General features: G+C 28.6%; 12 protein-coding genes. All 12 read right to left on the bottom strand.

Annotation, left to right across the window (positions count from 1 at the left end):
* Positions 1-17: 17 nt before the first annotated feature.
* The 12 genes from GIL12_RS03850 to GIL12_RS03800 all read right to left on the bottom strand — a co-directional run bounded on the left by GIL12_RS03850 (position 18) and on the right by GIL12_RS03800 (position 12683).
* The gene (locus tag GIL12_RS03850; protein ID WP_163469042.1) at positions 18-1016 is read right to left on the bottom strand and encodes a response regulator; all 999 of its coding nucleotides are present in this window, start codon (positions 1014-1016) and stop codon (positions 18-20) included.
* A complete protein-coding gene (locus GIL12_RS03845; RefSeq protein ID WP_163469041.1) occupies positions 1009-2157 on the bottom strand; it encodes a PocR ligand-binding domain-containing protein in 1149 nt (382 codons plus the stop codon). The genes GIL12_RS03850 and GIL12_RS03845 overlap by 8 nt, the downstream gene beginning before the upstream one ends.
* 2 nt (positions 2158-2159) lie before the next feature.
* On the bottom strand, positions 2160-2282 hold the full coding sequence (locus GIL12_RS10165; RefSeq protein ID WP_255461022.1) for a hypothetical protein: 123 nt from the start codon (positions 2280-2282) through the stop codon (positions 2160-2162).
* Positions 2283-2361: 79 nt separating this feature from the next.
* Complete coding sequence (locus GIL12_RS03840) at positions 2362-3480, bottom strand: 1-propanol dehydrogenase PduQ (RefSeq protein WP_163469040.1); 1119 nt, start codon at positions 3478-3480, stop codon at positions 2362-2364.
* Between the two features lie 37 nt (positions 3481-3517).
* The gene (locus GIL12_RS03835; protein WP_163469039.1) at positions 3518-4903 is read right to left on the bottom strand and encodes an aldehyde dehydrogenase family protein; all 1386 of its coding nucleotides are present in this window, start codon (positions 4901-4903) and stop codon (positions 3518-3520) included.
* 36 nt (positions 4904-4939) lie between these two features.
* Complete coding sequence (locus GIL12_RS03830) at positions 4940-5404, bottom strand: BMC domain-containing protein (RefSeq protein WP_163469038.1); 465 nt, start codon at positions 5402-5404, stop codon at positions 4940-4942.
* Between the two features lie 48 nt (positions 5405-5452).
* Entirely contained in the window at positions 5453-6187 is a 735-nt protein-coding gene (locus tag GIL12_RS03825) for a hypothetical protein (protein WP_163469037.1), read from the bottom strand.
* A gap of 83 nt (positions 6188-6270) precedes the next feature.
* On the bottom strand, positions 6271-6555 hold the full coding sequence (pduA, locus tag GIL12_RS03820; RefSeq protein WP_163469036.1) for a propanediol utilization microcompartment protein PduA: 285 nt from the start codon (positions 6553-6555) through the stop codon (positions 6271-6273).
* A 42-nt stretch (positions 6556-6597) separates the two neighbouring features.
* The gene (pduB, locus tag GIL12_RS03815) at positions 6598-7404 is read right to left on the bottom strand and encodes a propanediol utilization microcompartment protein PduB (protein ID WP_163469035.1); all 807 of its coding nucleotides are present in this window, start codon (positions 7402-7404) and stop codon (positions 6598-6600) included.
* A gap of 18 nt (positions 7405-7422) precedes the next feature.
* On the bottom strand, positions 7423-8343 hold the full coding sequence (locus GIL12_RS03810) for a glycyl-radical enzyme activating protein (protein ID WP_163469034.1): 921 nt from the start codon (positions 8341-8343) through the stop codon (positions 7423-7425).
* Positions 8344-8365: 22 nt separating this feature from the next.
* Positions 8366-10939 (bottom strand): glycyl radical protein, encoded by a 2574-nt coding sequence (locus GIL12_RS03805; RefSeq protein ID WP_163469033.1) that lies wholly within the window; start codon positions 10937-10939, stop codon positions 8366-8368.
* Positions 10940-11267: 328 nt separating this feature from the next.
* Positions 11268-12683 (bottom strand): hypothetical protein, encoded by a 1416-nt coding sequence (locus GIL12_RS03800; protein WP_163469032.1) that lies wholly within the window; start codon positions 12681-12683, stop codon positions 11268-11270.
* Positions 12684-12749 lie beyond the last annotated feature (66 nt).

The following is a 12749-nucleotide window of genomic DNA, read 5'->3' as shown; positions in this document are numbered from 1 at the left end:
GCTCCACCTCATTTACACTATTCTTTATTTTGAATTTTATATCTAGTTCTAAATTGAAAAGGTGTTATTTTTTCATATTTTTTAAAAACTTTTCCAAAATAATTGCTTTCATTATATTCTAGTTCAAAAGCAATTTCTCCTATACTTTTATTTGAAAAAATAAGCTCTCTTTTTGCTATCATTATTTTTCTTAAATGTACATATTCCATTACACTTATGCTAAATGTAGATTTAAATATTCTACTTAAATATCCTTGGCTTATGATACATTTATCTGTAATGTCATTTAAACTTAGATTTTTATAAATATTGTTATCTATAAAATTTAATACATCTTCTAAAATTATATATTTTTTTATACTTATATTTTTTAAAATTTTATCTAGTAAATTAAATAACCAAAATGCAATATCTATTTCACTTGATATTTGTATATTTTTAATCTCTTCCTTAACAATATTTTGTTCTATAGTTAATTCTCTATAGATTTTATCCTTTAGTTTAAATAGAGATTTTTTTAATTCCTCTTCATCATTTGGTAATGTTTTTTTCAAATCCTTTGATAATTGAAAAATATTTGTATATATATTCCTATAATTTCCTTCTTTTAATAGATTAACTAAGTTTTCTATTTTAATATCATTACTTTTACATGTAATTTTATATGTCTCTAAAATTTCCTTTATCTTAGATAAAGATATTGGTTTAAATAGATATTTATTTATCTTAAAAAATATATCTTCTTTTTTTAATTCAAAATCTATATAAGACGTTAAAACACAAACATAAATATCTGGATTCACCTTTAAGATTTGTCTAACTATATCTAGCCCACACATTCTTGGAAATACTAAATCTATAAATATTATATTTACAAAATTTTCGTGGCAATATTTAATAGCTGATTCTCCATTGTCAAAGGAATTTACAACTTGAAAACCATCTATACTAGATATAGCCTTTTTCATTGCTTTTCTCATTAGAAACTCGTTATCAACTATCAATACTTTATACATTTAAAAACACTTCCTCTTTATATGTTTTTGGATATTTTATAGTTATAGTTGTTTCCTTATTAGATCCCTTCTCCCTTTTAATATCATAGTCTTTACCAAAGGCTTCTAAAAATCTTTTTTCAACATTTTCAATTTCAAATTTATAGTCCTTATTTTCCTTATAATAATTATTTAAAACTATTTTATCCTCTTCTGAAATTATAATTCCATTATTTTTTATAACTATAATAATATCTTCTTTTACACCACTAACATTTATTTCTATTGTCCCCTTATCTACTTTAGGTATAATCCCATACACAACTGCATCTTCAACAAAGGGCATAATAGTATAGTAGGGTATCTTCTGATTTTTTAAATTATCATCTAATATAATTTTGTAATCTAATTTATCTCCAAATCTAATTTTTTGTATTTTCAAATAATCGTCCACTGTTTGTAATTCCTCAGACATTTTTATGCTAGTTTTTTTATTTTCAAAAGCTAACCTCAAGTATTCTGAAAACTTAACTACTATTTCATTTGTTTTTTCTGCTTCCTCTATAATAGCCATATTTGAAATAGAATTTAGACAATTATATAAAAAATGACTTTGTAATTGGGATCTTATTATTTTTAATTGAACTTCTTTCAAATTATATTTTATTTCTGTCAATTTTCTTTTTTCTTTCAATGTTTCTAAATTTTCTTTTATTTCTTTATTTTCTTTTATTTTTAACATTTTATTTTTTGCCATTTGAGTTATTATTAAACTAACAAGCTCTGAAATACTTATAAGTTCCTTATAGGAAATCTTGTTCGTTTTAGATATTAATTTTGAAGATTCTCTTAATATTTTCTCATCTTGTTTCATTACATTTTTTAAACTAGGTATAGATATATCATTAGGAACATCTGGACAATTTATCTGTCCTCCTATAAATCCACCTAAATAATGTCCATTTATAACAATTGGTATTGCAATTTCAACAAGTCCACAAGGGCATATATATATGTGAGTCTTTTTTGTTACTGCTGCTTGTATTGATCCATAGGCATCTGATGACATACATATTTTCCTAGCATTTGGATCCTCTCTTACAAATTTACAAAATTCTGAAAAGTCAGTTTTTTCTGTTACTGGTTCACCTTTATAATCCACAGTTACAAAGGCAAGACCTGTAACATTAGCAATTTTTTTTGAATTTCTTCAACTTCATCTTTTGCAAATAACTTTAAAATATCATATTCAACTTCTTTAAATTCGTCTAAAACGCTATTATTCATTTCCCAGTCCTCCATTATTTTTAATAATAAAATATTGTCGATTTATATGGCTTATAATAGCATTCTAACATATAATGTTCTATTTTAAAATGTTTCTAATGATGATTTCAATTCCTAAATCACTTATTTCAACAGGGGTTGTTTTCATACAATTATCTATCATGGCATTTTTTTTCATAATTTCTAAATCATTTGTATTTATTTTTATTTCCTTGTTGAACTCACTTATTTTTTTTGGCATTTCCATAATTGTCATTATTTGATCAATATACTCTTGTAAAATTTTAATAGCTGAATCTTCATCTAAATAATTATCTACCATCTTTGACTTATATACTAAATCAGCATACTTTTTCTTTACATTACTATTTCTACTATTAAACTTTATAATTTCTTTTAATACCATAGCATTTGCTAATCCGTGGGGAATATGGTAGATTGCTCCCAGTTGATGAGCTATACTATGATTTACTCCAAGTCCAGCTATATTAAATGCAATTCCAGCCATATTTGAAGCTTCCATCATCATACTCCTAGCTTCAATATTGTTAGGTTCTATGTAACATTTTAATAAAGATTTAATAACCAATTCAAAAGCTTTTTCAGAAAAAGCATCAGAATAAAATGTTGATCCCTTTGAAACATATGCTTCAATAGCATGGGTTAAAACATCAATTCCTGTATTTGCTGTTATCTTTTTAGGAACTGTTACTGTGAAAATAGGATCTAAAATAGCTATATCAGGCGTTAGTTTGTTATCAAATATTGCATGTTTTATATTTTCTTCTTTATCTGTTATAACTGTAGCTGAAGTTACTTCAGAACCAGTACCACTTGTTGTTGGTATTGCTATTAAGGTCACATTTTTACATAATTTTTTTAATCTAGCAAAATAAATGATTCCTTTACCTGTATCTATTGAAGAGCCACCTCCAAAACAAATTACAATTGTAGGATTTTCTTTGACAAATTTTACCAGTCCATTTCCAACAACTTCCAAATTTGGATCAGGGACCACGTCTGAAAATATGCTTATTTTATTTGTAGTGTTTAACATATTTAAAATCTTTTTGATTATATTACTTTTAACTAAATACTGGTCACATACAATAAAAACCCTTTCATTTTTTAAATTTGATAACACTTCTAAGGAATTTTCTCCACTATAGATTTTTGTTTTTATATTTGTTATCTTCATATTTCACTTCCTATTTTTCTTTTAAATTTACAAAAATTTATCGAATAGAGAAGCCTTCACAAAGGACACATCTTCTAGTTCTAGCAAAATGACGAGCAGTAACAGTTCCTTCCCCTGTTACACTTGCCACTGTCATACTTAATTCCCTGTCATTTCTAAAGCCAATTCCAGAAAAAGCAGGACCATTTTTTACAAATATAGAAGTTTGCATTTCTTTTGCTCCCCTACTTAATCGTTCAATTAATTGAGAATGAATAACAGCAGTATGTCTAAGACCTTGTTCTATTTCCAAAGCTACTTCTAAAGCTTTATCAAAGTTCTCAACTTCCACAATGGGAAGTATTGGCATTAACATTTCATTTACAACTATAGGATGTTCCTTTATACAATCAACTAAAATTATCTTAATTTTTCTTGAACAATTTATTCCTGCTAGTTTCAATATCTTGTTAGCATCCATACCATTTAGTCTTTTGTTTGGTTGCATATTTTGATCTATACATGCTTTTGTTAGTTTTATTAATTCAATAGGTGAAGTAATATGATATGCTCCATTTTTCTTCAAATTTTCTTTTAAATTTTCAGATATTGATTTTACAACTACAATATTTTTTTCAGTAACACACATTAAATTATTATCAAAAGAACTGCTTTCCACTATATCTATTGCTGCTTTTTCTATATTAGCAGTTTCATCAACTATACATACTGGGTTTGCAGAACCTCCTCCAATTACTTTTTTCCCACACACTAAAGCTTCCTTTAAAAGACCATGTCCTCCTGTTGCAATTATTAAGTTTATATCTGGATGTCTCATTGCTTGTCTAACTTTTTTAATGGAAGGATTTTTTACCATAACCACTAAATTATCAATTCCACAAACCTCTCTTATTATGGAAGAAATTTTCTCTATTAAAAGCTCAGAAACTTTTTTAGCCCTAGGATGGGGACAATGTATTATTGCATTTCCTGCTGCTAGGGCACTAAATACATTATTTACCAAGGTTGAACATGGATTTGTAACTGGAGCAACTGAACATACAACTCCATAGGGAGATAATTCATATAATGTCATACCCCCATCATCTGTTCTTGCTAAAGTCACTAAGTCTTCAACTCCTGGAGTTTTTGTAGTTGCCCAAATAAATTTTTCTGCTTTATCTTCTGCATTTCCCATTCCTGTTTCACTAACTGTCATTTCAGCTAAACCATCAGCTTCTAATAAAATTCTATCTTTAATAACTTGAATTATTTCACTTCTTTCCTTTAGGGTTATTTTTAAATATCTTTTAAAAGCTTGTTTTGCTGCTGAAATAGCTTCGTCAACATCTAAAAATATTCCTGATTTTGAAATATCTTCATTTTCTTTTTGTATATCTAATATACTTTGTTTTATTATTTCTTTTATTCTTTCATCATTCATAATTAAATCTCCTATGCTTTAATTATTTTGAAAATATTACTTTTTTACATCTTCCTTATTTTTTATAACTTTATTTTTATTATTAGTTTCTTTATTATTAGTTTCTTTATTATTAGTTTCTTTATTATTAGTTTCTTTGTTTTTTATAACTTTTTTTTCAATTTCCTTACTTGTCTCTTTTTTAGCTTCAGTCACTTCTTTCTTTTCTTGTTTTTCACAATTACAATCATCTTTATAAAAAACCTTTTCAATTAAATCAGATGGTCTAGGAATTACCTTTGATGTTACATATTCATTTTTTTCCATACTAATTTGTTTCCCTGAATTTATCGCTGCATTCACAGCTCCAACATTTCCTAAAATTTTAATTACAATCCATCCAACTCCTCTAGTTCTCTCTAAAGAAAGTAATTTAACATTGGCTGTTTTAACCATTACATCAGCTATATATACTGCTGCAGATAATCCCTTCACCTCTATCAAGCCCAAGGATTCCTTCATCTTTTCACCTCACTTTTTTAAAAATAAGATATAATTTTATATTTATCTTTAAAAATTATTTACAATTTCTAAATTTAATTTTAATGCTAAATCCTTTGCAGATTCAGTTATTATATCCCCTTTATTAATAATTATTTTATTATTAACTTCACTGGTAATTACATCCTTATATGTAATTATTTTTCTATTATTATTTGCACCAGTATTTTTATTTTTAATGTCTTTAAAAACATCTTTCTTGTTGTTAGCTATATTTTCACTTTTAATTTTTATATTATAAGTTAAAACTGTTTTATAATATTCTTTAATTTTTTCAATATATTTTTTAGGTTCCTTTCCTGTAAATATTTCAAAACCAGAAGTTAACATTTCTATTTCTTGACCTTTACGAAAACAATTTTTTATCCACTTTGTTTCAAAAATATCATCTATACACAGTGCAATTTTTGTTATAAGTTCTTGTGAAACAACTGGAAATATAGTCTTATAATTTTTTAAAGCCTTTAGTTCCACTGTATCATCATATAAGATGGTTCCAATTTCCTCTAAATTTTTTAAAGTTTCAAATTTACTAGATCCATTTCTCTGAAAAACTGTAAAAACATTATATTTTTCATTTAATTTATTTCCTTTAAAAAAAATATTGTATTTTTCACTCCATTGTCTTCCTAAAATAATATAAACATCTTTCTTTTTAATTTTAGGTAATTCTTTTTTTTCTAATAAATATTCCTGAAGGATTCTTTGTATTATATTTTTTAAAGTTTTTTCATCTATTTCCATAATTAACCTCAATTACTATCCTAATTACTAAATGGTTTATATAAACATAACAAGAGAACAATTTCCCTTGCTATGCAATTTACTTATTTAGTTACTATTGTTGGTAAAATTTTCTCAGTGTCTGAATGAGGACGAGGAATAACATGTGTTGAAACAACCTCTCCTACATTTCTAGCTGCTGCTACTCCTGCATCAGTTGCTGCTTTCACAGCTCCTACATCTCCTCTTACCATAACAGTTACAAGACCTGAACCTATTTTTTCATATCCTACTAAAGTTACATTTGCTGCTTTAACCATGGCATCTGCTGCTTCTATTGCACCTACCAATCCTTTAGTTTCAATCATTCCCAATGCATCTGAAATCATAATTTTCCTCCTTAATATTTTTTTGTTTTATTAATTTAAATTTTAAATATATGGAACTGTAGTTGATTTAGGTTCATCTCCCAATGTTCCAAGTAATTTTTTACCTAACTCTATGGATGTTTTTATAGATTGTCTAACAGCACCAGAATCACCTGTAATTAATAAAATAACCTCGTTTGAATAACTTGTTCCACCATTTTTAGGAGAACAATATCCTATTACTTCAACATTTGCTGCTTTTACTGCAACATCTGCAAGAACTACAGCTATAGCAGCTGGTCCAGCACATACCATTCCAAAGGCTTTTCCCAAGGGAGCTCCCAAGGCCTTTTCCAAACAATAGCTTGCTCTAGCTGTATATTGGAATTCAAGATGTCCTGCTTCATTTCCATATACATCTCCAAAATATTTTGGTAAAGTTTCAAGGGCTATTTCAACTGCTCTTCTTGCATCAGACACATCATCAGCACCAATTATTATAAGAGATCCATGACCAGCTCCTCCCTTTGTATCTCTAGGTAATTCCACTGATATAACTTCTGTATTTGTAGCTTTTACAGCTTCATCAACTGCCATTATTTGTGGTCCTGCACCTGTTCTTCCCCCTATAATTCCAATTGATCTATATTTTCCTAATTTCATAGTATCCACTAACATTGGATCTACTCCAGCAATAACTAAACCTATAGTATCTCCAATAGCTGTACCAACATATTCAGTTATACCTAAATCTGAAAATTTTTCTTGTGTTGTTGTCTTTTTTTCTTCTTCTTTTTTTGTTTCTTCTTTATTTAATCCCAATTCTGATGAAACTTGTTTCATCATTTTCTCCAATATTTTTTCATCCATTAACGATTCCTCCTTGATTTAGCCGCCTATAATACACCTAAAACCATTTTTTTTAATTATGTCTTCAAAATTATTTATTTCTTCCTGAGTTAAAGTTTCAATTTCTCCCATAGGATACTCTCTTCCTAATAATTTATATTTATTAGCTCCATAAGTATGATATGGTAAAATATGTATTGTCTTTATATTGTTTAAAGTTTTTACAAAATCACATATTTTCTGCATTCCTTCCACTGAAGCATTAACTCCTTTTATTGTTGGTATACGCACTACCATTTTTTTTGCTAATTTGGAAACAGTTAAAGCATTTTTTAATATTAATTCATTTGAGACTCCTGTATATTTTTTATGTATATCATTATCTATAGATTTTATATCAAAAAGAACCAAGTCTAAATATGGTAATATCTCTTCTAAAACATGAAGATCTTCAGTATAGCCTGTTGTTTCTATTGCTGTACTCCACCCTTGAGACTTACAAGCTTTTAATATTTCAATTGAAAATTTATGTTGTAAAAGAGGTTCTCCCCCTGAAAGAGTGATTCCTCCTCCAGATCTTCTATATGTTATAGCATCCTTTTTTAGTTCTTTTATTATTTCTTGAACTGTAAGTTCTTCTCCTTTCATAGTTAAAGCCCCTGTTAAGCAAACATTTGCACATTCACCACAACCATTACATAAATTTCTATCTATAAAATTTAAATTATCTAAACTTATAGCACCTTTTGGGCAAGCTTTGATGCATTCACCGCAATGTATACAATTGTCTTCTTTAAACATTACAACTGGTTGTAATGTTTGAGATTCTGGATTACAACACCATTTGCATTTTAGTGGGCATCCCTTTAAGAATACTATTGTTCTAATACCAGGTCCATCATGAATAGAATATCTTTGTATATCAAAAACATTTCCTGTAGTTTCATATCCTATATCCATATCAACAACTCCCTATTTTATTCTAAAAGCTATGTTCTGTACGAGCTATAATATCATCTTGAACTTCCTTTGCAAGGGTTACAAAATGTGCACTATATCCTGCAACTCTAACAACTAAATCCTTATGTTTTTCAGGTTCTTTTTGTGCTGCAACTAATGTCTTCTTGTCTACAACATTAAATTGAACATGCATTCCTTTATGGTCAAAGAAACTTCTTACATGAGATACAAAATTCTTAAGACCTTGTTCTCCTGCCACAGTTGCTGGTAAGAATTTTTGATTATAAAGAGTTCCATTTGAAGCTATAAAATGATCTAATTTTGATACAGAATTTGCTGCTGCTGTTGGACCATTTACGTCCTTACCTGCTCTTGGAGATACTCCATCAGCTAAAGGAGTCTTTGCAAGTCTACCATCTGGTAATGCTAAAACATCTTTTCCAAATAATACATTTGCTGAAACTGGATATATTCCAGCTTGGAATTGTCCTCCACGTGGATTTTTATATTTTTCAACTTCAAGACAATAAATTCTTGCACATTTACGAGCTATCATATCCACTTCATCAATATCATTCCCAAAACAAGGGGCATCTTCCATTATTAATTTGATTCTGTTATATTTATTAGCTGTTTCAGGTGATGAAATCTCATTATTTTCATTTTCAGATAATTTTTTTTGTATTTCAGATATATCTATTGAACCGCTAGCTGATAATATCTTTTTAACTTGTTCATAAATTTCCATTTCTGTCATATTATTACTTGAATTAGAAGCTTTAGAACTACAATTTGATTCACCTTTATAACCTGACATTCCTGTTCCTACTGGATATCCATAATTATTATCCATAGCTTTTCTCAATTCTTCAAGGGAAACTCTTCCTTCATCAAAAACATTCTTCTTCATTGAATAAACTGAATCTCCTGAATCAGCAATCCCAAATGCTTGTGGTCCTGTGAAATTATATATTGCTCCTCCCTCTTGTGCTGACATTCCTCTGCCTATACAGTCATCCACAAGGGCTGAATGGAAAGGAAGTGGACATCTATCTGCATGAGCCATATCTACACAATTATCAGCCTCAGCAAGGTGATAGATAAAATATTTCATTTGTTTTTTAAATGCCTCAAAGAAGTCATCCATATTTTTAAAGTTTGTCATGTTACCAGTAATAGGTCCTAATTGTTTATCTCCAACTTTCCCATTATTCAAAGTTATTTCTAAAACTTTTGCAACATTAAAGAAAGCTGCGTCATGCCATCCTTCAGTTTTATGTGGACATTGTGGTTCAACACAACCAATAATACAATATTCCCTTGCATCTGCTAAGGACAATCCTCTATTTGTTAAAGCTGGTATAATAACTTCATCATTATACATAGCTGGAACTCCTAACCCTAAACGAGCAAGTTCACAAGCTCTATATAAAAATTCTTCTGGGGAACCTTGCCATACTCTAATTGAAAAAGATGGTGCTGGTAACTTAACACGAGCACATGCTTCCATACACATATATGATATTTCATTAGTAGCATCTAATCCGTCACTAGTTTGACCACCAACTCCTAGATTTTGAAATACTGCATATCCTGCAAAGGCTTGAGCTGAAACTTCATCACGGGTTTTATTTATGTCATTTAATTTAACCCAAATGCAATCAATTAATTCTTGAGCTTCTTCTTTACTTATATTTTCATCATCTCTATAATAAGGATACATATACTGATCAAAACGACCTGGAGATATAGAATGACCACTTGATTCAATTTGCATCATAATTTGTACAAACCAAAAAGATTGGCAAGCTTCATAGAAATTTCTAGCTCCATTCTCTGGAACTCTAGCACAATTTTCAGCTATTTTTAATAATTCCATCTTTCTTGTTTGATTAGTTTCAATTTTTGCTAAATCCAAAGCTTTTTCAGCATATCTATGGGCAAAATTTATAGCAGCTGTATATGTAATAACAACTGCATCATAGAATTGATTTTTTTTAATGTAGTTTGGATCACTTAAGTCCATATTATTTTTAGCTTTTATACTTTGAGCAATTATTCCTTTAAATCCAATTTTTAAAACTTTTCCATAGTCAACAGAAACATGACCAACACCACCATAAAAATAGTTGCCAACAGTGAAAACACCATTTGCAATACAGTCTTTAGTTTCTTGAGTCATAAGGGAATCTGCATATTCACTAGTTGTTTTTCCTGGCCAATATTTAAATATTTCACTAAGTTCTTTTTTTGTTTCATCTTGAATTTCAAAGGGGTCAGCTAATCTTTTCCCCATAGTATCAAATTCTTTTTCTACCCAGTCAAAAGAAAATTCTGGACAAATCTCAGTTGATCTTGGATGTTTTGTTATAGAGCCAACTACAAGTTCATTGTCACGAATTGTAATAGGTAGATTGTTAAATATTTTTTCAGCAACCTTTGCACGTCTTAAAATTGGAACTAACTTTTCTGACTCCTTGTAAGCTTCTGTTGCTAAAACTGCTCTTTCTGATTCCACGTATGGAACCGCATTTACAATTTCTAATTTTAACTTTTCAACTCTTTCATTTGCCTTTGTGAAACCTTTTTCTAACATACATTCTCCTCCTTAATATATTTTATCCTTACATTATTTGTATTTTTTATAATCATATTGAACTTTTATAATCTAATTATACATAATCATTACACAGTATTGTTAATATTATACAGACTAAAACATGTAAATTTTAAACCTATTTTTTTATAGGAATATATATTTAACCTATAATTTCATTAAAATTTATTAAATAAAATTTAAATAGTCTTAAATTAACCTAAAACAGTAAAATATAATACTAGGTTTGTAAATTTTCAAAAAATAAAAAAAGACAAGAATTAATTCTTGTCTTTTTTCTGAGATTTTTTTAGCTAAATATATATTTTTATATAGGAAGTTTATGGATTATAATTGAGAATATTACCATAAACAGTGTTGCTAAAGGTTGAGTTGCTCCGTAAGCTATTGCTGGCTCATCACAACCAACTGCATCTATTGCTGCTCCAAGTCCTGGAGCTGATGTCATTCCACCAGTGATTGCACCTGATAATAACATCCAGTTTATATGGAATATATAGTGTCCTACTAAGAAAGCTATTAGTATTGAAATAATTGCTACTAATATTGAAACTACAACTATTGAGATTCCATCTCCTGATATTGCTTGAACAACACGATAACCGTAGTTAACTCCAGTTCCTGCTAAGAATATTGCTAGGAAATAAGTTCTCATTTTTCCTAAAATATCTGAGTTCATACGGAAATTAATTGGTCCTATTTTCCCAATAGATCCTAATATTAAAGAAACTATAATTGATCCACCAATACTTCCTAATCCTAAAGTTCCTAAAGGTCCAATATGGAATTTAATACTTCCTAAGAAATATCCTAAGAATCCTGCAAGTGAGAATGCAACAAAGTCCATTTTAACCTCTGGCACTTGATTTTCTTCCACTCCAGCTTCTTCTAAATCTTTTTTCTTTTGAGCAAAATATTTTTTCTTTTCTTCTTCTGGACTAAATCCAAAAAGTTTTGGTATAAAGTTAACACCTAAGATTAAGAATAATACTCCAAATGGATATCCTATTGAATGTCCTACTCCTACTCCTGCTTTTGCTTCTAATATAAATGTTTCTGCATCTTTTTGATCTATTGCTTTTGTATTATCTATTGTTAAAGTTTCAGGAATTTCCTTATGTTGTAGTTCAGCATCTCTAATATTAGCTTTATTTATAATTGCTAATATTTTTGTTCTTGACTCTTCTTTTAAATTAGGATACTCAACTGTTAATCTTTTTGATTCTAATTCTGATGATTCAATTGCTGCTGCAAGTCCTGCTGAACTTGTTAGAGCTCCAGTATAAGTTCCTGTAATTTGATATGGACTAACTCCTGCAAATAATTTAGATAATCCATAAGATGAAACTGCTCCTATAAATGGTACTAATATAGCTAACATAACAAATTGTCTTCCAAACTTTCTAATAGCATATCTCATGTCCTTTGCTGCTAAAAGTCCTGTTGCTATGATGAATATTAGTAATGAGAAGAATAATATAGGTCTTCCTATAACTTTTCCTCTAATTACACTTTGTGCTCTTGCATAATAGCTACTTGTTTCTGCAAAAGTTACACCATATTTAGTTAATAAATATCCTACAAAAAGTCCCACAAATAAAGTTCCTGTAATTCCAAAGTTGAACTTACCAAACTTTATTCTCCCAAATAAATTTCCAAGTGTCATAACTAAAAATATTAGTACAAATGGATTAAATATAAACGCCGTCAAATTAAATTCCATAATTTGCCTCCTCAAATTTTATTTAAAATAATACTTTATATAAGTACATATTATTTACTTTAATAT

The organism is Fusobacterium sp. IOR10 (assembly GCF_010367435.1).
GTDB lineage: Bacteria > Fusobacteriota > Fusobacteriia > Fusobacteriales > Fusobacteriaceae > Fusobacterium_B.
This window is presented reverse-complemented; position numbering and strand designations above follow the sequence as displayed.

Excerpts from the sequence above, each read along its gene's own strand:
- GIL12_RS03850 (WP_163469042.1), bottom strand. The coding sequence starts at position 1,016 with ATGTATAAAGTATTGATAGTTGATAACGAGTTTCTAATGAGAAAAGCA.
- GIL12_RS10165 (WP_255461022.1), bottom strand. The coding sequence starts at position 2,282 with ATGAATAATAGCGTTTTAGACGAATTTAAAGAAGTTGAATATGATATT.
- GIL12_RS03840 (WP_163469040.1), bottom strand. The coding sequence starts at position 3,480 with ATGAAGATAACAAATATAAAAACAAAAATCTATAGTGGAGAAAATTCC.
- GIL12_RS03835 (WP_163469039.1), bottom strand. The coding sequence starts at position 4,903 with ATGAATGATGAAAGAATAAAAGAAATAATAAAACAAAGTATATTAGAT.
- GIL12_RS03830 (WP_163469038.1), bottom strand. The coding sequence starts at position 5,404 with ATGAAGGAATCCTTGGGCTTGATAGAGGTGAAGGGATTATCTGCAGCA.
- GIL12_RS03825 (WP_163469037.1), bottom strand. The coding sequence starts at position 6,187 with ATGGAAATAGATGAAAAAACTTTAAAAAATATAATACAAAGAATCCTT.
- pduA (WP_163469036.1), bottom strand. The coding sequence starts at position 6,555 with ATGATTTCAGATGCATTGGGAATGATTGAAACTAAAGGATTGGTAGGT.
- pduB (WP_163469035.1), bottom strand. The coding sequence starts at position 7,404 with ATGGATGAAAAAATATTGGAGAAAATGATGAAACAAGTTTCATCAGAA.
- GIL12_RS03810 (WP_163469034.1), bottom strand. The coding sequence starts at position 8,343 with ATGGATATAGGATATGAAACTACAGGAAATGTTTTTGATATACAAAGA.
- GIL12_RS03805 (WP_163469033.1), bottom strand. The coding sequence starts at position 10,939 with ATGTTAGAAAAAGGTTTCACAAAGGCAAATGAAAGAGTTGAAAAGTTA.
- GIL12_RS03800 (WP_163469032.1), bottom strand. The coding sequence starts at position 12,683 with ATGGAATTTAATTTGACGGCGTTTATATTTAATCCATTTGTACTAATA.